Below are 17,762 nucleotides of genomic sequence, written 5' to 3'. Positions count from 1 at the left end.
ACCCCGGGACGCTTTGCCCATGTTTGGCGCGAAGAAACGGTTACGTGCCCGGCAGCGCCCGCCGTGCCGGGCGCACCCCCGCCCCGCCTCTCCTCAGCCCGCGTTCCTCTCCGCGTTCTTCGCCGCCACCACCGCGTCGAAGACCTCCCGCTTCGGCACCCCCGCCTCCGCCGCGACCGCCACGATGGCCTCCTTGCGCCGCTCCCCCGCCTCTTCCCGCACCCGCACCCTGCGCACCAGCTCGGCCGCGTCGAGGTCGGCCGGGCCCGGCTCCGGGGCGCCCTCCACGACGACCGTGATCTCGCCCCGTACGCCCTGTGCCGCCCACGTCGCCAGCTCCGCGAGCGGGCCGCGCTTCACCTCCTCGTACGTCTTGGTCAGTTCGCGGCACACGGCCGCGCGGCGCTCGGCGCCGAAGACCTCCGCCATCGCGGCGAGGGTGTCGTCGATCCGGTGCGGGGCCTCGAAGTAGACGAGCGTGCGGCGCTCGGCGGCGACCTCGGCGAGGCGCGCGCGACGCTCGCCCGCCTTGCGCGGCAGGAAACCCTCGAAGCAGAAGCGGTCGACGGGCAGGCCCGACACGGCGAGCGCGGTGAGCACGGCGGAGGGCCCCGGCACGGCCGTGACGCGCACGTCGCGTTCGACCGCCGCCGCGACGAGCCGGTAGCCCGGGTCGGAGACCGAGGGCATCCCGGCGTCCGTCACGAGCAGCACGCGCGCGCCGCCCGCGAGCGCGTCGGCGAGTTCCGGCGTACGGGCCGACTCGTTCCCCTCGAAGTACGAGACGATCCGGCCGCCCACCCGCACGTCGAGCGCCTGCGTGAGCCGCCGCAGCCGCCGCGTGTCCTCGGCCGCCACGATGTCGGCCGTCTCCAGCTCGCGGGCGAGCCGGGGCGGCGCGTCCGCCACGTCCCCGATGGGGGTCCCGGCGAGGACGAGCAGCCCGGCGGAGGCATCGGACGGGACGGAGGCGCCGGACGGGGCGGGGGAGGTCTCGGAAGTCACCCCTCCATGATGACGCCCCGCCCCGCCCCCGCCCGACCGGCCCGGCAACTCCCCCCGCCCCCGCCCGGCATCTCCCCGCACCCACCCGGCGCCCCCCTCCACGCACCCACCCCGACCGGCCCGGGTCAGGCACCCGCCCGGCCCGGGTAACGCCTCCCCGCCCCCGGCCCGCCGGGACAACGCCTCCCCCGCACCCCCGCCCGACGCCTCGCCCACCCCTCCCCGCACGCACCTCCCGCCCACCCGGCGCCTCCCCCGCACCCCCACCCCCGCCCGTCTCCGGGACTCCCAAAGCCTCGTTCCCTACGATGACCCGGTGACCAGTACCGCGTCCTCGACCGAGGCCAGCCAGGGGCAGGCCGCCGATCCCCAGGCCCCGCCGCCCTGGCAGCGGCGTCTGCGCCGCTTCGGCTACGTGCCCAGGCGCCGTGAGGCGAGCGTCGCCGAACGCCTCGACCCGCCGTGGGCGGGGCCCGCCGATCCCGGGCTGTGGACGGCGGTCGGTCTCCCGTACCGCCTCTCCGCCTTCCTCGTCCGCTCCGCGAGCTGGCTCGGTCCGCTGCTGATCACCCTCGTCGCCGGGGTCACCCGTTTCTGGCACCTCGGCTCGCCGAAGGCGGTGATATTCGACGAGACGTACTACGCGAAGGACGCCTGGGCGCTCATCCACCGCGGCTACGAGGTGAGCTGGGGCGAGCAGGCCAACAAGCAGATCCTCGCCGACCCCTCCACGGTCGACATCCCGACGCAGGCCGCGTACGTCGTGCACCCGCCGGTCGGCAAGTACGTCATCGGGATCGGCGAGTGGCTCTTCGGCCTCACGCCCTTCGGCTGGCGCTTCATGACGGCGGTGCTCGGCACCGCGTCCGTGTGGATGCTGTGCCGGATCGGGCGGCGCATGTTCCGCTCGACGTTCCTCGGCTGCTTCGCGGGCGCGCTGCTCACGATCGACGGACTGCACCTCGTGATGAGCCGCACCGCGCTCCTCGACCTCGTGCTGATGTTCTTCGTGCTCGCCGCCTTCGGCTGCCTGCTCCTGGACCGCGACCGGGCCCGCGCCCGGCTCCTCGCCAAGCTCCCGGTGGACGCGGACGGGGTCGTCCGGGCGGACGCCACGATCGCCGAGACCGCCTTCCTCGGCCGGCGGCCCTGGCGCTGGGCCGCCGGGATCTGCCTCGGCCTCGCCTTCGGCACGAAGTGGAACGGCCTGTTCGTGCTCGCCGCGTTCGGCGTCATGACGGTGCTGTGGGACGTCGGCGCGCGCAAGATCGCGGGCGCGCGCCCGGGGCGCGGCTGGCTCGGCATGCTGCGCCGCGACGCGCCGGTCGCCTTCGTCTCGATCGTCCCGGTCGCGCTCGCCGTCTACCTCGCCTCCTGGACCGCCTGGATCGCCTCGCCCGACAACGGCAAGGGCGGCTACCTGCGCGACTGGGCGAGGACGGCGGGGCAGGGCGGCCACTTCACCTGGCTGCCCGACTGGCTGCGGAGCCTGTGGCACTACGAGCACGAGGTCTACCGCTTCCACGTCGGCCTCACCGACGGCCACCGCTACCAGTCCAACGCGTGGAGCTGGATGGTCGACGGCCGTCCCGTCTCGTACTTCTACGAGTCCCCGCCCCCCGGCAGCGACGGCTGCCCGAGCGGCACCTCCGGCGACTGCGCCCGCGAGGTCCTCGCGCTCGGCACGCCCGCGCTGTGGTGGGCGGCGTGCGCCGCGCTCGTCTACGTGCTGTGGCGCTGGGTCTTCCGCCGCGACTGGCGGGCGGGCGCGATCCTCGGCGCGGTGGCCATCGGCTGGCTGCCGTGGCTCCACTACCAGGAGCGCACGATCTTCTACTTCTACGCGGTCGTCTTCGTGCCCTTCCTGTGCCTCGCGCTGACCATGCTGGCCGGTGCCCTGCTCGGCCCGGCCGGTGCCTCGGAGCGCCGCAGGACGATAGGGGCGACGGCGACGGGCGTGCTCTTCCTCCTCATCGCGTGGAACTTCGTGTATTTCTGGCCCCTCTACACGGGTACGGCGATTCCCTACGGGTCCTGGCACGACCGGATGTGGCTCAATTCCTGGATCTGAGCGGGCGTCAGGGCGGAACAGCGGAAAGGTGAGCGATGACCGGAGAGCGAAGCGTCCAGGAACTGCGCCTGGGCCTGTACGCCACCCCGGCGCAGGCGCGGGAGCTGAAGCGGCGGATCGAGCACCTGCTCTGTCCCGACCCCGACCACGCCCCGCCCTGCCCCGTCCCCTGGTCGGCCATGCTCCTCGGCCTGTCCACCCAGGAGGCGCGCGAGGCGTACCCCGAACTCCTCGACCAGGCGCGGGCCGAACGCCACCCGGCCTGAGCGCTCCGGGCCGCCCGGCGGGGGCTACCGCCGGTTGCGTGATCGTCGCAATCCCGTAACGGGATCTCCACATGTCGCTCCCGCCCCATAAGCTCCCGACGACCACATGCGGGGAGGGGGAGTGCTGTCATGCGCACCGGGGTGAAGGTGTCGGTGGTGTCGGGGGCGCTCGTCGTGCTGCTCGGCGGGGGCGGGTACGGGGCGTACAACCTCGTGCACGCCGTCACCTCGGGCACGGCGGACCAGAATTCGGCCGAGGCGGTCGCCAAGCGCCTCGACACGCCACTGACGGCGAAGGACGTGCGGGAGACGGGGCGGAAGTTCCTCAGCACGTGGGGCGCGGGGCGCCTCACCGCGGCGGCGGCGCTGACCAGCCAGCCCGCGCCCGCGGGGGTCGCACTCCAGGGCGTGCGGGACAAGGCGCACGTCAGCAAGGTGACCCTGGAACCGGGCACCGCGACGGCCACGCGACTCCCGTACCACGTGAAGCTCACCGTGCGCGGCACGTCGCTCGCGTACGACACCGGGCTGACCGTCGTGCGCTCGGAGGCGACCGGGCACCCGGTCGTCAAGTGGACGCCCGCGCTCGTGCATCCGCGGATGAAGGACGGCGATCTTCTCGTCACCGGGGACGCCGACGCGCCGCCCGTCGCGCTCGTCGACCGCGAGGGCAAGGCGCTCGACGCCGGGGCGTACCCCTCGCTCGCGCCGATCCTCGCCCAGCTCAGGGAGCGGTACGGGGAGCGGGCGGGCGGCTCCGGGGCCGTCGAGCTGATGATCAAGCACCCCGACGACGCGCCGAACACGACGCTGCTCACGCTGGAGAAGGGCAAGCCGGGGCGGGTGCCGACGACGCTCAGCGCGGGCGTGCAGGCCGCGGCGGAGAAGGCCGTGGCGGCGTACGCGAACGCGTCCGTCGTCGTCGAACGGGCCGGTACCGGCGAGATCCTCGCCGTCGCCAATCACCGCGACGACCAGTTCAACGCCGCCTTCCAGGGCACCGTGGCGCCCGGCTCCACGATGAAGATGATCACTGCGGCCATGCTCATCGACAAGGGCCTGACCAGCGCGAACGGGCCCGCTCCCTGCCCCGACACGGCGCTGTCGGGCGGTCAGACCGTGCACAACCTCACGGGGATGAGGCCGGATCCGGGCGCGACGCTCGCCCACGCCTTCGCGATCTCCTGCAACACCTCTTTCGTCTCCTTCGCTCCCAAGCTCCAGCCCGGCGACCTCGGCACGGAGGCGAGCGAGAAGTTCGGGCTCGGGCGCGACAACTGGAAGACGGGCATCGCCTCGGCGGACGGGAAGGTGCCCGTCGCCGAGGGGGACGACAAGGGCGTCTCGCTCATCGGCCAGGGCAAGGTCCAGCTCAACCCGCTCAACCTCGCCTCCGTCGTCGCGACGATCCGCGACGGCGCCTTCCACCAGCCCGTCCTCGTCCCCGCGTCCTTCGACAAGCGGCCCCTGGCCACGGCCGCCGGGCTGCGTCCGGGCACGGCGGCGCAACTGCGGCAGATGATGAACCTCACCGCGACGAGCGGCACCGGGGCGACCGCGATGAGCGGGCTCGGCCCCGACATCGGCGCGAAGACCGGCTCGGCGGAGGTCGACGGGCAGACGCAGTCGAACAGCTGGTTCGCGGGCTACCGGGGCGACTTCACGGCCGCCGCGTACGCGGAGCAGGGCGGCCACGGCGGCGACGTGGCGGGCCCGATCGTGGCCGCGGTGCTGCGCGCGACGGGGTGAGGCGGCGCGCTGCGGGCCCCGGAACGGCCAACGCCGACCGCTATCGATCGGCCGCCCGCTCCGTACGGCCATTTCCGTCCTCGAACGGCTGTCTTCCGGACTCGCCGGATCGATAACGGTCGCGATCGGTCGCGGGCTTGGGGCGGTACGGGGCGGTGGGCCACGATGTGGCCGTCCGTACCCCGTACCGCCTCCCCCCGGGACGTCCCGTGCTCGACTTCGCTCTCCTGAATACGGTCCTCGCGGAGCACCTCGCCGGGCTGGGGCTCGACCCGGAGCCCCGGCGCGAGAAGGTGCGCGCCTGGACGCACGGCGGGATCGAGCGGCTCGTCTTCGCGGACGGCCTGACGCTCATCCACAAGTACGGTCACGCGCCGCTCGCGCAGGAGGCGGCGACGCACCGGGTGCTCCAGGCCGCCGGGGTGCCCGTCGCGACGCTGCACTCCAGCGAGGTGCGCGACAAGCACATGACGATCGTCATGGAGGACCTGGGCGAGGCCGAACGCCCCGCCACCGAGGACGAGGTGCTCGAACTGCTCCTCGTCCTCCACCGGGCGCCCTCGCCGCCCGGCAGCCCCTCGCTCTCCGAGTACACGATGATCACGCTGCCCGACCGCGCGCGCTGGCACCTGGACCGGCTCCAGGAGGCGGGCCGCTGGACCGCGCTCGCGGGCCGCCTCCTCGACGACCTCGACAAGGTGCGGAAGGTCTCCGAGGAGCGCTGCGCGGGCGCCGACCAGGAACCCTTCGGCTGGGTCCACACCGAGATCGCCGGGAACGGCGTGCACGTGGGCCCGAAGGGCATCCGCCTCATCGACTTCGCGCGCTCCTACGTCGGCCCCGTCCTCCTCGACCTCGTCTCCTGGGGCGACGGCCTCGACCGCCCGCGTCCGCGCGAGGCACGCGCGTTCCTGGAGAGGTACGTGGACCTGGGCGGCCCCGCCGCGACGCTCGACCGCCGCGCGGGCCTCTCCGCCGAACGCTGGGCGCTCGCCTGGCTGCGGGTCTGGCGCGTCGAGTGGTACCTCGAACAGTCCGCGATCCGCTTCGCCGACCAGGGCCTCGACCCCACACGCCAGGCCCTCGCCCGCCGCAACATGGACCAGGCGCTGGACCTGCTGGAGCTGTAGCGCGGGGGCGGGGCACGGGGCGCGGCGGGTCGGGGGCGCTGCGGGTCGGGCGGTACGGGGCGGGTCTGCCGTACGGGCCTCAGCCCGCGCCCGGCCCGTCGACCGCCCGTACCCCCGCGCCCTCGCCCGGCCCCGTCTCCCCCCGTGCCGTCGCCTCGTCGACCGCCGCCGCGCGCTGCCGGAAGCCCGACTGGACCGCCAGGATGCCGCCGTCCACGCGCAGGGTCGTGCCCGTGACCCAGGACGCGTCGGCCGAGGCGAGGTAGGCGACCGCCGCCGCGATGTCCTCGGGCTCGCCGACCCGGCCGAGCGGGTAGAGACCCGCGAACGCTTCGAGGTGGGCGGGGCGATCGGCCCAGGCCGTCGTACGGACCGTGCCGGGCTCGACGAGGTTGACGCGCACGCCGCGCGGGCCCGCGTGACCGGCGAGGGTGCGGGTCAGCGAGGTGAGCGCGGCCTTCGCGGCGCTGTAGGCGTGGCCGCCGAAATCGGCCTCGGCGTTGACCGAGCCGATCGTCACGATCGCGCCCCGGCCCGAGGCCACGAGGTGCGGGAGCGCGGCGCGCGCGCAGCGGAAGGCGCCGCCGAGGCACACGTCGATGTCGCGCTCCCAGACCTCGTCGCTCTCGTCCTCGAAGAGGTCCGCGTCCGCGCCCGCCGCGTAGGCGTTGTTGACGAGGACGTCGAGCCGCCCGAAGCGCTCCACCGCGTGCGCCACGGCGGCTTCGGCCTCGGCCCGTATCCGGACGTCGAGGCGGTACGGTTCCGCGCCCGGGATCGCCGCCGCGGTCGCGCGCGCCGCCACCTCGTCGGCGTCGGTGAGCAGCACCCGCGCCCCCTCGGCGGCGAGCCGGCGCGCGGTCGCGGCCCCGATTCCGCGCGCGGCGCCGGTGATCAGGGCGGCATGGCCCTCGAATCGCTGTGTCATGGCGCGGAAGCTACCCGGGGACCAGGGCGCGGGTACAGGGGCGGGGCCGAAGCGCTCCCCCGCCCCCGGGCCCCCGTCAGCCGCCCACCGCCCCCCGCACCGCCTTCACCAGCGCCTGCGCCCGTGGGTCGGCCGTGACGCCCTTGCGGAGGCCGTTCGTCACGTAGCCGAAGCCGATGCCCGACTCGGGGTCGGCGAAGCCGAGGGAGCCGCCGCGGCCCGGGTGGCCGAAGGAGCCCTCGGCGAGGAGGGGGCTCGCGGGACCGTGGAGCATGAAACCGGCGCCGAAGCGGGTGCGGGCGACGAGGACGCGGTCGGGGCCCTCGGACTCCTGGGTGCGGGCCATCGCGAGGGTCGCGGGGGTGAAGAGGCGGCGACCGCCGTCCACGTCGCCGACGAGCGCCGCGTAGAAGCGGGCGAGGCCGCGCGCGGTCGCGATGCCGTTCGCCGCGGGGAGTTCGGCGGCGCGGTGGGCGCGCGTGTTCTCGTCGGCCTCGGGGGTGACGGCGGCGAAGGCGCGGCTCGTGAGCGAGTCCGGGTCGGCGTACGCGGCGGCGATGTCCCTGCGCGGGCGCAGCCGCAGGCCGTTCGCGGCGGGCGGCGGGGCGAGCGGGGTGATCCGGCCGACGCGCCACTCCTCGTCCTCGGGCAGCCCTATCCACAGGTCGAGGCCGAGGGGCCGCTCCAGGTTCTCGGCGACCCAGGAGCCGAGCGTGCGCCCGGTGAGGCGGCGCACGAGTTCGCCGGTGAGGAAGCCGTACGTCTGCGCGTGGTAGCCGTGGTCGGTGCCCGGCTCCCAGAACGGGGCCTGCGCGGCGACGGCGGCAGCCGCGCGGTCGGGGTCGCGGGCGGCCTCGGGCGTGAGCGGCGCGTCGAGCGCGGGCACGCCCGCGCGGTGGCCGAGGACGTGGCGGACGCGGGTGCCGTCCTTGCCGTGCGCCTTGTACTCGGGCCAGTACGTGGCGACCGGGGCCTCCAGGTCGAGGCCGCCGCGTTGGTGGAGCAGGAGCAGGACGGTCGCCGCGATGCCCTTCGTCGCGGAGCGGACGATCTGCGCGGTGCCGCGGCGCCAGGGCTCGCCGCCTGCGGCGGGGGCGTCCCCGTCCCGCGTACCGCCCCACAGGTCCACGACCTTGCGCCCGTCGCGGTAGACCGCGACGGCCGCGCCCCGCTCCCCGAGCCGGGTGAAGTTCCCGACGAAGGCGTCCCTGACCTGTTCGTATCCCGGTGCGACGAGTCCTTCGACCGTCACGTCCCCGGCTTGGCGCACACTTTCGTTCACCTCTCCATGGTCACAGACCGCGGATCGAAGCCGAAGGGCAGTTCGAGGCGGTGGGCGCGCATCAGGTCCGGGTCGCTCAGCAGCTCGCCGGTCGGGCCGTCCGCCGCGATGACGCCCTCGCTGAGGATCGCCGCGCGCGGGCACAGCTCCAGGGCGTAGGGGAGGTCGTGGGTGACCATCAGGACCGTGACGTCGAGGCGCTGGAGGATGTCGGCGAGTTCGCGGCGCGAGGCGGGGTCGAGGTTCGAGGAGGGCTCGTCGAGCACGAGGATCTCGGGCTTCATCGCGAGGACCGTCGCGACGGCGACACGGCGGCGCTGGCCGAAGGAGAGGTGGTGCGGGGGGCGGTCCAGGTACTCCGCCATCCCGACCTGCTCCAGTGCCTCGCGCACCCGCGCCTCCAGCTCCGCGCCCCGCAGCCCGGAGGCCGCCGGGCCGAAGGCGACGTCCTCGCGGACGGTGGGCATGAAGAGCTGGTCGTCGGGGTCCTGGAAGACGAGGCCGACGCGGCGGCGGATCTCCGCCATGTGCTTCTTGCCGACGGGGAGCCCCGCGACGGTGACGCTGCCCGCACCGGCTTCGAGGATGCCGTTGAGGTGGAGGACGAGGGTCGTCTTGCCCGCGCCGTTGGGGCCGAGGAGCGCGACGCGTTCGCCCTTCCCGATGTGGAGGTCGACGCCGAAGAGCGCCTGGTGGCCGTCCGGGTAGGCGTAGGCGAGGCCGCGCACGTCGAGCGAGGGGGGCGGGGGCGCGGCCTCGGCGTCGCGGCGTACGGGATCGGTGGCTTGGTTCGTCACAGGGTCCATCCCAACAGGCAGATCACGAGCGCCGCGGCGGGCAGCGTGAGCGCGTGCGCCCACTGCGTGCCCGTCGCGGTGATCTCGTCGATGACGGGCATGCTGCCCGTGTAGCCGCGGCTGAGCATCGCGAGGTGGACGCGCTCGCCGCGTTCGTAGGAGCGGATGAAGAGCGCGCCCGCCGATTTCGCGAGGACGCCCCACTGCCGTACGCCCTTCGCCTCGAAGCCGCGCGATTCGCGGGCGATCCTCATGCGGCGCATCTCGTCGGTGATGACGTCCCCGTAGCGGATCATGAACGAGGCGATCTGGACGAGCAGCGGGGGCAGCCGGAGCCGTTGCAGGCCGAGGAGCAGCGCGCGCAGTTCGGTCGTGGAGGCGAGCAGGACGGAGGCGGCGACGCCGAGCGTGCCCTTCGCGAGGACGTTGAAGGCGCCCCACAGGCCGTTGACCGAGAGGGACAGGCCGAGGAACTCGGTGTGCGGGCCCTCGGCGACGAACGGCATGAGCACCGCGAAGGCCACGAAGGGCACCTCGATGAGCAGCCGTTTCAGGAGGTACCCGGCGGGGACGCGGGCCGCCGTCGCGACGGCGGCGAGCAGCACCGCGTACACGCCGAAGGCCCACAGTGCCTCGCGCGGGGTCGAGACGACGACCACGACGAAGGCGAAGGCGGCGGCGAGTTTCGTGTGCGGCGGCAGCCGGTGCACGACGGAGTGCCCGTGCCGGTAGAGCCGGTGGACGTGGCCCGCTCCCATGTGCTTATACGGTCCCTGCTGAGGTGGTGGCGCTGTGCTCGCCCGGCTGGTCCTCGTCGGCGCGGCGCTTGCGTACGGCCCAGAAGACGCCCGAGCCGACGACGATCGTCGCGCCGACACCGATCACGCCGGCGAGGCCGCCGGAGATCCGGGCGTCGGCGATGTCCTTGACACCGTAGTCGGCGAGCGGGGAGTCCTTCGCGGCGTGGTCCTTCTCGGAGCGGTCGATGCCCTTGTCGTGGGCGACCTTCTCCAGGCCGTCGGGGTTCGAGGAGGCGTAGAAGCTGACGAAACCGGCGAGGACGACGGACGCGGCGATACCGGCGATCCAGATCCTGCGGGTGGAGCGGGCGGCGACGGGGACGGGCGCCGCGGCCTTCGGGGCGGCGTCGACGAGTTCGCCGCCGACGCGCAGCTTGAGCGGCGCTTCGAGGCCGCGCGCGCCGTGCACGAGGTCGGGGCGGACGGCGATGACGGCGCCGACCGTCAGCGCGGTGATGACCGCCTCGCCGATGCCGATGAGCACGTGCACGCCGATCATGGCGCTCGCGACCTTGCCGATCGAGATGTCCGTCGTGCCGCCGATCCAGTACATGAGCGTGAAGGCGACGGCGGCGGCGGGCACGGAGATCAGCGCGGCGACGAAGGAGGCGGCGGTGATCGAGGAGCGGCGGCGCGGGAGGACCTTCACGAGGCCGCGGAAGAGCGCGTACGAGACGACGACGGTCACGATCGCCATGTCGGTGATGTTGACGCCGAGCGCGGTGAGGCCGCCGTCCGCGAAGAGGACGCCCTGCATGAGCAGGACGACGGACACGCACAGGACGCCCGTGTAGGGCCCGACCAGGATCGCGGCGAGGGCGCCGCCGAGCAGGTGTCCGCTGGTACCGGCGGCGACGGGGAAGTTGAGCATCTGCACGGCGAAGATGAACGCGGCGACGAGACCGGCGAGCGGCGCGGTGCGCTCGGCACCGGCGGCGCCGAGTTCCCGGCGGGCGCCGCGCAGCGAGACGGCGACGGCCGCGGCGGCGAGGACACCGGTCGCGGCGGAAACGGGGGCGTTGATGAATCCGTCAGGGACATGCATGGCGGGACTTCGCTTCCTGCGGGGGCGGGGACGCGCAAAACCGTACGATCATAGTGCTCAGTTGCGAGTGACTTGCAAGAGTGCGTGCGCCGCAGCTACTCCCCGAGGGCGGCTCCGCCGGGCGGATCGCCCGCATTCGTGCGAGTCTGCGACTGTGACAGGCATCGAGCAGTACGTACGGGTGCGGGTGTGCGCGAGCGGCCCCGACGAGGCGGAGACGCTTCCCGTGCTCCTGCGGTACGACCCCGCCACCGATCCCACGCGCGTCGGCCTGGGCTTCCCGGGCACGGAGGGGGCGCACGACCACGTCTTCGCGCGCGCCCTCCTGGAGGAGGGGCTGCGCAGCCCGGCCGAGACGGCGGCCCTGCGGATCTGGCCGTGCGGTCGCGCGCAGACGGTCCTCGAACTGCGGCGCGCGGCGGGGCTCCTGCTGGTCCTCCAGTTCGACAGCTCGGACCTGATCCGCTTCCTGCGCCGTACGTACACGGCGGCGGCCCACTACGAGGCGGGGCTCACGGGACCGGTGCGCGAGGCGCCGAGGGCGCCGGGCCGCCAGTCGCCGGGAGCCCCCGCCGGGCCGGTGCCGCCCGCCGGGCCGGTGCCGCCGGTCTCGACGCGGTCGCGGTCCTCGGCGTAGTACGGGTCCTCGGCGTAGTACGGGCCGCCGCCCCTCGGGAACGGCGGCCCGGTACGGGCGGGCGTGCCCTCGCTCCGGCCTCCCGCTCAGCGTGTCAGCGTCCCTGCCACGTGTAGCGCGTCTGGCTGAACACCGGCAGCTTGGCGAAGGCGAAGCCCCGGGTCGGCTCGACCCGGTACAGCCGGATGTCGCCCTTGGCGACGGCCTCGTCCATGCCGTACCAGGTGCCCTCGGGGTCGGTCAGGTGCGCGCCGTACTTGCGCGCGAAGTCCGCCATCGCGCGCTCCCGCTCGGCGCGTTCCCCCACCGCGGACGCGAGGCCCTCGACGACGAGGTCCACTCCGTTCAGCGTCCCCGTGCCGGTCGTCAGCACGCAGTGGGAGTTGCTGTCGAGGTTGAGCGCCTTGCGCTCCTGGCCGCCCGTGACGAAGCACAGGGCGCCCAGCGCCCGCGCGGCCAGCAAGGGCGTCACGTGCGGGCGCCCGTCGGGGCGCACGGTGGAGATCCAGAAGATCTCCGCCTCGTCCAGGATCGCCCGTGCCGAGGCCCACGGGGTCGCCCGCGCGCCCGGGTCGGAGAAGGCTCCCAGTTCCACGTCCGGTTCGGTGTCCATGCCGCGTCCTCTCCGGGGGCCGGGGCGCGGGCCGCGCCGCCCCGCCCGCCGTTCGTCGTGTCCCGCTCGGGTCCGCTGTCGGTCCCCTCGTGGTGACTCCGGCCGACGGCAGAACTCATCGGCCCGCGCCGGGGACACGGACGGTCGCGTGCGGGAGGCGGGGTCAGTCGCCGGTCTCGACGCGGTCGAGGTCCTCGGCGTAGAAGGCGATGGCCTTGCGGAAGGCGCGTACGCCCGGGTCGCCGCTCGTGTCGGCGAGGAGGGTGAGCAGGGCGCTCATGGCCTCGTGGTGGGCGCCGGTGTTGTGGCGGGCCATGGCGAGGAAGACGGTGAGCGCGCCGTCGCCGGGGTGGGCGGCGAGGCCCGCCTCCAGGGTCGCGACGGCTTCCGCGTACCGCCCGAGGATGCGGTACGTGCTGCCGAGCCCGAGGTAGACGCCGTGGCGGTCCTCGGCGCCGAGCGCGTCGGCGCCCGCGAGCGCGGTCTCGTAGAACGGCACGGCGGCGGCCTCACGCCCGAGCACGTCGTGCGCCCAGGCGGTCTGGTAGGCGAGCCCCGGATCACGGGGGTACGTCCCGCTCAGCGCGAGCAGTTCGCTCCGGGCGCTCTCGGCGTCCCCGGCCTCGCGCAGCCGGACGGCGGCGCGGAGGCGGTCGAGGGCGTGGGGCGGGAGCGGCGGAGGCGTGGAGGACATGCGGGGATTATGCCGGGCGGGTTCCGGGGCCCACCAGGTGGGTGAGTGCTCACTCACCTCGCGGCACCCTCCGGCTCCGTCACGAATTCGGCGTGCCAGTACGCCGCGGTGCCCGAGGTGCGGCGCAGTATGCCGCCGGGCGCCGGGGCGGCGGGCCAGAACTGGAGGAGGTAGTGGTCGGAGCCGGGCTCGCCGTCGAGGCGGGTGTCCTGGTCGCGCGCCTCGTCCATGCCGCGCGCGCAGTACCGCACGCGGTAGTCGCGTACGGGAAGGTCCAGGTCCCAGAAGGCGCCGCCGCCCCATTCGGCGAGGCCCACGTCCTCCGAGAGCGGCCGGAACGGCACCTCGACGGCCTCCTGCCAGTGCGGGGCCAGCGGGGGCGCTTCCTCGTGGACCTCGACGGTGAAGGCGACCGCGCCCGTGTGCAGCCCGGTGATGAGCCACAGGGCGCCGGGCACGGCGGCACCGCACAGGCCGTTCGCCTGTCCCTCGAAGGCCTCGTCGAGGGACAGGCCCTCGAACCCGGGATCGCTCTCCACGTAGATCTGGCCGTAACAGACGTACACCTGACGGTCCAGCAGTGTGCGCATCGCGTGACTCCCCCTCGGCTGTCGGAAACGCCGCCGTGGCGGCGGCGGTGCCAGCCTGCCGTACGGCACTGACAGCGCCGCCCCGCGGCAAGGGGAAGGGCCCGGCGAGAGCCTTGCCCTCTCGCCGGGCCCGCCGTGCCGGCCCCGTCCCCACGGACCTCGGCACGGTCACCGGGCGGGGAGTGGCCTCGGCCGCTCACCGCACCCGGTCACCGGGCGGGACACGGCCCTGGGGCCGCTCGCCCCGCCCGGGGCCAGGATCACTCAGACGCGGGTCAACTCCCGTTCCGCGTCCGGGTCCTGGGGTCCTTCACCGGGGGACGAGCCGTCCCCCAGCGCCTTGTGGAGCTTCTCGCCCTCGACGTCGACGTTCGGCAGAATCCGGTCGAGCCACTTCGGCAGCCACCAGGCGCGGCGGCCGAGCAGGGCGAGTACCGCCGGGACGATCGTCATGCGCACCACGAACGCGTCGAAGAGGACGGCGATCGCGAGGCTGAAGCCGATCATCTTGACCATCTGCTCGCTGGAGCCGATGAACCCGGCGAAGACGGCGATCATGATGACGGCGGCGGCCGTGACGACGCGGGCACCGTGCCGGAACCCGGTCTCGATGGCCTGCGCCGGGCTCTCGCCGTGGACGTGCGCCTCGCGCATCCGGGTCACGAGGAAGACCTCGTAGTCCATCGCGAGACCGAAGACCACGCCCACCATGAAGATCGGCATCATGCTCATGATCGGTCCGGTCTGCTCGACCCCGAAGAGCGAGCCGAGCCAGCCCCACTGGTAGACCGCGACGACGGAGCCGAGCGCGGCGACCACCGAGAGGAGGAAGCCGAGCGCCGCCTTGAGGGGCACGAGGATCGAGCGGAAGACGAGCATCAGGAGCAGGAAGGCGAGGCCGACGACGAGCACCAGGTACGGCAGCAGCGCGTCGTTCATCTTCTGCGAGACGTCGATGTTCATCGCCGTCTGCCCGGTGACGAGCACCTCGCCGCTGTCGGACGCCTTGACGTCCTTGCCGACGTCGCGGATGGAGTGGACGAGCGTCTCGGTCTCGTGCGAGGACGGCTTGGAGTCCGGGACGACGGTGATGGTCGCCGTGTCGCCCGCCGGGTTGAAGGCGGCCGGGAGGACCGCGGCCACGTCGGGGAGCTTCTTGATCTCGGCGACGACGTGCGCGGCCTCCGCCTGCGGGTCGGAGACGCCCTTGCCGTCGTAGACGGTCATGAGCGGGCCGTTGAAGCCGGGACCGAAGCCGTCCGAGAGCAGGTCGTAGGCGCGGCGCTGCGTCGTGGAGGTCGGCTGCGAGCCGTCGTCGGGCAGGCCGAGTTCGAGCTGCGTCGCGGGCACGGCGATGACGCCGAGGCCGATCACGCCGAGGAGCAGGACGCGGACGGGGCGGCGCAGGACGAAGCGGGCCCAGCGGGTGCCACCGTTGACCTTGTGCCCGCCGTCGTCGCCGCGGTGGGCCTCGGCGACGGCGCGGGCCCGGGCCTCGGGGCCCTGATCCTTGACGGCCTTCGCGGCCTTGCGGGCCTTGCGGCCGAGCACCTTGTCGCCCGCGAAGCCGAGCAGCGCGGGAATGAGGCTGAGCGCGACGATCACGGCGACAGCGACCGTACCGGCGGCGGCGACGCCCATCTTGGTGAGCATCGGGATGTTGACGACGGCGAGACCGCACAGCGCGATGATCACCGTGAGCCCGGCGAAGACGACGGCGGAACCCGCCGTGCCCGTCGCCCGTCCGGCGGCCTCCTCGGGCTGTTTGCCCTCGGCGCGTTCGGCGCGGTAGCGGGAGACGATGAAGAGCGCGTAGTCGATGCCGACCGCGAGGCCGATCATCATGGCGAGGATCGAGGTCGTCGAGTCGAGGTGGAGGGTCGCGGCGAGCGCGGTGATCGAGCCGACGCCGACACCGACGCCGATGAGCGCGGTGAGCAGCGGGAGCCCGGCGGCGACGATCGCGCCGAAGGTGATGACGAGGACGACGGCCGCGACGACGATGCCGACGACCTCGGTGGAGCCGGTCTCCGCCTCGGCCTGGAGCGCGTCACCGCCGATCTCGACGGTGAGGCCCTTGTCCTGGGCCTGCTCGGCGGCGTGTTCGAGCGAGTCCTTGCTCGCGTCCTCCAGCTCCATCGAGCTGACCTTGTAGCTCACGGTGGAGTAGGCGATCTCACCGTTCTTGGAGACGGCCGCGTTGTTCTCGAAGGGGTTGGCCGCGCTCGCGACCTCCTTCGAGCCGTGCTCGATCGCGGAGATCGTCCTGGTGACCTCGGCCTTGTTCGCCGGGTCGGTGATCTTCTGGCCCTCGGGCGCCTTGAAGACGACACGGGCGCTCGCGCCGTCCGCGCTGGCGGAGGGGTTGCGCTGGTCGAGGAGGTCGAAGGCCTTCTGGGCCTCGACGCCGGGTATGGAGAACTGGCTCGGGCCGGGACTGCTGGCGGACGCGGCACCGAAGCCGACGAGCGCGAGCAGCACGACCCACACGAGGGCGACGGCGCGTCGCCGCCTGAAGGCGAACCGGCCGAGCCGGTAGAGGAATGTGGCCACGGGGGTGGAACTCCCGATCGATCAGGGGCGGAAAAGGGACAAGGCTCTGCGGAGTGCGTCCGGCCCTGACGGGAGGCGGTCACGTCAGGTGGTACGGGTCGCGGCGGCTCGTACACGGCGGGTACGGGGGCGCGGTGCGCGGGCCGGTGCCCGCCCGGCTCACCCTGTCCGGGCAGGCCGGCTCGGCGGCGCGGGGTACGCGTCGCGGGGCGTCCTGGCCCGGTGGGGAGGGGAGATCGAGGGGCGCGCGTCGGTCCGCGCGGGGTCTTCGGGGTCAGACGCCGAGGGCGGGGAGCACCACGGCGTCGATGTAACGGGTGAGGAAGTCCCGGTCCAAGGGCCGCGCGTCGATCATCTGCCGCGCGACGAAGGCACCGACCATCATGTGCACGACGAAGTCGATCGCTGGTCTGTCCGCGTCCACCTCGCCGCGCTCCACCGCGCGCCGCAGCACCTGGGCGAGCCCCGTGATCTCGGGCTCGATCAGCAGTTCGCGGAAGGCGCGGTGCAGATCGGGGTTGCTCTTCATCTCCATGGCGATCCCGCGCATGAGCGCGGCGTCCTCCGCCATGCGGCAATCGTCCTGGCTGCCCACCATCGCGTGGAAGTCCCCACGCAGGCTGCCGGTGTCGATGTCGGCGATCGAGTGCGGTTTGTGATGGCGCAGCGCCTTCACGACCAGCTCGGGCTTGCTCCCCCACTGGCGGTAGAGGGTGGCCTTGCTGGACCGGGTGCGGGAAGCCACGGCGTCCATGGTGAGCGCCTCGTAGCCGACCTCGCGGAGCAGGTCGAGCACGGCGCCGTACAACTCGGCCTCGCGCTCCGGCGTCAGACGGCTGCGACGCGTCGTCGCGCCCACTGCTCCAGCCATCCGGCCCACCTCCTGCTCGCTCCCGCGTGTCCGCCCCGCCCCGGGGAGGGACGGTCGAGCGACACGCGTCGGTCTGCGCACCCTAGCTCCAGGAGCGGAGCCGAGTGCGCTCTCGCACACTGTGAGCGTACCCGCCCACCAAGCGAAACGAAACAGTTTCGTACGTGAGCTGGGCCACGCGTGCTGCGCTGCCCTTATTTATCCGGTACGTACACGCGTGGCCCGCGGCGGGTACGGGGCCGCGCCGCCCCGGGTCCGCGCGGGCCCGGAGCGCGGGTTCACTTCCCGTCGTCCGGGCCGGGCAGCCTGCCGCGCAGGGTCTCGGCGAACTCCTCCGCCCGCGCGAGCTGCACCCGCAGCCGCTCGACCTGCGCCCCCGCCTCGCGCTCGTAGCCCCGTACGCACGCGAGCAGCGCCTCGCGCTCCTCCGGCTCCAGGGACCCGGCGCCCGCGTCGAGGCGGTCGGTCGCGGCGAGCAGCTCGCGCATCTGTTCCAGGGTGAATCCGAGCGGCTTCATGCGCCGGACCACCATCAGCCGGGCGACGTCGGCCTCGGTGTAGAGGCGGAAGCCGCCCTGGGAGCGGGCCGAGGGGATGACGAGGCCGGTCTCCTCGTAGTGCCTGATCGTGCGCAGCGACAACTCCGTGCGCTCCGCCACCTCACCGATCCGCATGCGCTCGCCCGTCACGCGGGCATTGTCGCACCGGCGCCCCGGCAACGGTCATCCCTA

General features: G+C 73.7%; 17 protein-coding genes. 5 read left to right on the top strand and 12 right to left on the bottom strand.

All coding sequences use genetic code 11. The features are described from left to right. Nucleotides 1–93: 93 nt before the first annotated feature. Nucleotides 94–1,005, bottom strand: coding sequence for a 16S rRNA (cytidine(1402)-2'-O)-methyltransferase (gene rsmI / locus STTU_RS18865; RefSeq protein WP_007825766.1), 912 nt, complete (start codon nt 1,003–1,005; stop codon nt 94–96). A gap of 316 nt (nt 1,006–1,321) precedes the next feature. Here rsmI and STTU_RS18860 point away from each other — a divergent pair, with 316 nt between their 5' ends. The 4 genes from STTU_RS18860 to STTU_RS18845 all read left to right on the top strand — a co-directional run bounded on the left by STTU_RS18860 (nt 1,322) and on the right by STTU_RS18845 (nt 6,221). After that, nucleotides 1,322–3,076, top strand: coding sequence for a dolichyl-phosphate-mannose--protein mannosyltransferase (locus STTU_RS18860; protein ID WP_007825762.1), 1,755 nt, complete (start codon nt 1,322–1,324; stop codon nt 3,074–3,076). 35 nt (nt 3,077–3,111) lie between these two features. Further along, a complete protein-coding gene (locus STTU_RS18855) occupies nt 3,112–3,342 on the top strand; it encodes a hypothetical protein (protein WP_009066485.1) in 231 nt (76 codons plus the stop codon). Between the two features lie 129 nt (nt 3,343–3,471). Next, nucleotides 3,472–5,091: a penicillin-binding transpeptidase domain-containing protein gene (locus tag STTU_RS18850; protein ID WP_007825749.1), complete on the top strand. Its 1,620-nt coding sequence runs from the start codon at nt 3,472–3,474 to the stop codon at nt 5,089–5,091. Nucleotides 5,092–5,300: 209 nt separating this feature from the next. Further along, the gene (locus STTU_RS18845) at nt 5,301–6,221 is read left to right on the top strand and encodes a phosphotransferase (protein ID WP_010273921.1); all 921 of its coding nucleotides are present in this window, start codon (nt 5,301–5,303) and stop codon (nt 6,219–6,221) included. Nucleotides 6,222–6,300: 79 nt separating this feature from the next. Here the strand turns inward: STTU_RS18845 and STTU_RS18840 are convergent, their stop codons facing one another. The 5 genes from STTU_RS18840 to STTU_RS18820 form a co-directional block, all read right to left on the bottom strand. Next, the gene (locus tag STTU_RS18840) at nt 6,301–7,149 is read right to left on the bottom strand and encodes an SDR family NAD(P)-dependent oxidoreductase (RefSeq protein ID WP_007825744.1); all 849 of its coding nucleotides are present in this window, start codon (nt 7,147–7,149) and stop codon (nt 6,301–6,303) included. Between the two features lie 76 nt (nt 7,150–7,225). Continuing rightward, the gene (locus STTU_RS18835) at nt 7,226–8,431 is read right to left on the bottom strand and encodes a serine hydrolase domain-containing protein (RefSeq protein ID WP_199785030.1); all 1,206 of its coding nucleotides are present in this window, start codon (nt 8,429–8,431) and stop codon (nt 7,226–7,228) included. After that, the gene (locus STTU_RS18830) at nt 8,428–9,237 is read right to left on the bottom strand and encodes an energy-coupling factor ABC transporter ATP-binding protein (protein ID WP_234019266.1); all 810 of its coding nucleotides are present in this window, start codon (nt 9,235–9,237) and stop codon (nt 8,428–8,430) included. The genes STTU_RS18835 and STTU_RS18830 overlap by 4 nt, the downstream gene beginning before the upstream one ends. Further along, a complete protein-coding gene (gene cbiQ, locus STTU_RS18825; protein WP_007825738.1) occupies nt 9,225–9,986 on the bottom strand; it encodes a cobalt ECF transporter T component CbiQ in 762 nt (253 codons plus the stop codon). Before cbiQ ends, STTU_RS18830 begins: the two co-directional genes overlap by 13 nt. Nucleotides 9,987–9,990: 4 nt before the next feature. Next, nucleotides 9,991–11,073 (bottom strand): energy-coupling factor ABC transporter permease, encoded by a 1,083-nt coding sequence (locus STTU_RS18820; RefSeq protein ID WP_007825737.1) that lies wholly within the window; start codon nt 11,071–11,073, stop codon nt 9,991–9,993. 154 nt (nt 11,074–11,227) lie between these two features. Between STTU_RS18820 and STTU_RS18815 the strand changes: the two genes are divergently transcribed. After that, the gene (locus STTU_RS18815; protein WP_007825735.1) at nt 11,228–11,710 is read left to right on the top strand and encodes an SsgA family sporulation/cell division regulator; all 483 of its coding nucleotides are present in this window, start codon (nt 11,228–11,230) and stop codon (nt 11,708–11,710) included. A 94-nt stretch (nt 11,711–11,804) separates the two neighbouring features. Here the strand turns inward: STTU_RS18815 and STTU_RS18810 are convergent, their stop codons facing one another. The 6 genes from STTU_RS18810 to STTU_RS18785 all read right to left on the bottom strand — a co-directional run bounded on the left by STTU_RS18810 (nt 11,805) and on the right by STTU_RS18785 (nt 17,720). Further along, on the bottom strand, nt 11,805–12,323 hold the full coding sequence (locus STTU_RS18810; protein WP_007825734.1) for a pyridoxamine 5'-phosphate oxidase family protein: 519 nt from the start codon (nt 12,321–12,323) through the stop codon (nt 11,805–11,807). Nucleotides 12,324–12,486: 163 nt separating this feature from the next. After that, nucleotides 12,487–13,017: a tetratricopeptide repeat protein gene (locus STTU_RS18805; RefSeq protein ID WP_007825733.1), complete on the bottom strand. Its 531-nt coding sequence runs from the start codon at nt 13,015–13,017 to the stop codon at nt 12,487–12,489. 53 nt (nt 13,018–13,070) lie between these two features. After that, the gene (locus STTU_RS18800) at nt 13,071–13,607 is read right to left on the bottom strand and encodes a hypothetical protein (RefSeq protein WP_007825732.1); all 537 of its coding nucleotides are present in this window, start codon (nt 13,605–13,607) and stop codon (nt 13,071–13,073) included. A 264-nt stretch (nt 13,608–13,871) separates the two neighbouring features. Then, the gene (locus tag STTU_RS18795; protein WP_007825731.1) at nt 13,872–16,160 is read right to left on the bottom strand and encodes an MMPL family transporter; all 2,289 of its coding nucleotides are present in this window, start codon (nt 16,158–16,160) and stop codon (nt 13,872–13,874) included. 274 nt (nt 16,161–16,434) lie between these two features. After that, nucleotides 16,435–17,031, bottom strand: a complete 597-nt coding sequence (locus tag STTU_RS18790) for a TetR/AcrR family transcriptional regulator (protein WP_007825727.1) — start codon at nt 17,029–17,031, stop codon at nt 16,435–16,437. Nucleotides 17,032–17,309: 278 nt separating this feature from the next. Next, entirely contained in the window at nt 17,310–17,720 is a 411-nt protein-coding gene (locus STTU_RS18785) for a MerR family transcriptional regulator (RefSeq protein ID WP_007825725.1), read from the bottom strand. Nucleotides 17,721–17,762 lie beyond the last annotated feature (42 nt).

It is taken from the genome of Streptomyces sp. Tu6071, assembly GCF_000213055.1.
Taxonomy (GTDB): domain Bacteria; phylum Actinomycetota; class Actinomycetes; order Streptomycetales; family Streptomycetaceae; genus Streptomyces; species Streptomyces evansiae.
The sequence above is the reverse complement of the archived record's forward strand: the minus strand, read 5'-3'. Positions and strand labels throughout refer to the sequence as shown.

Bases quoted from the DNA above. Each gene is read 5' to 3' on its own strand.
- STTU_RS18820 (WP_007825737.1), bottom strand. From the start codon at position 11,073: ATGCATGTCCCTGACGGATTCATCAACGCCCCCGTTTCCGCCGCGACC.
- STTU_RS18830 (WP_234019266.1), bottom strand. From the start codon at position 9,237: ATGGACCCTGTGACGAACCAAGCCACCGATCCCGTACGCCGCGACGCC.
- STTU_RS18810 (WP_007825734.1), bottom strand. From the start codon at position 12,323: ATGGACACCGAACCGGACGTGGAACTGGGAGCCTTCTCCGACCCGGGC.
- STTU_RS18805 (WP_007825733.1), bottom strand. From the start codon at position 13,017: ATGTCCTCCACGCCTCCGCCGCTCCCGCCCCACGCCCTCGACCGCCTC.
- STTU_RS18800 (WP_007825732.1), bottom strand. From the start codon at position 13,607: ATGCGCACACTGCTGGACCGTCAGGTGTACGTCTGTTACGGCCAGATC.
- STTU_RS18790 (WP_007825727.1), bottom strand. From the start codon at position 17,031: ATGGCTGGAGCAGTGGGCGCGACGACGCGTCGCAGCCGTCTGACGCCG.
- STTU_RS18840 (WP_007825744.1), bottom strand. From the start codon at position 7,149: ATGACACAGCGATTCGAGGGCCATGCCGCCCTGATCACCGGCGCCGCG.
- STTU_RS18855 (WP_009066485.1), top strand. From the start codon at position 3,112: ATGACCGGAGAGCGAAGCGTCCAGGAACTGCGCCTGGGCCTGTACGCC.
- cbiQ (WP_007825738.1), bottom strand. From the start codon at position 9,986: ATGGGAGCGGGCCACGTCCACCGGCTCTACCGGCACGGGCACTCCGTC.
- STTU_RS18850 (WP_007825749.1), top strand. From the start codon at position 3,472: ATGCGCACCGGGGTGAAGGTGTCGGTGGTGTCGGGGGCGCTCGTCGTG.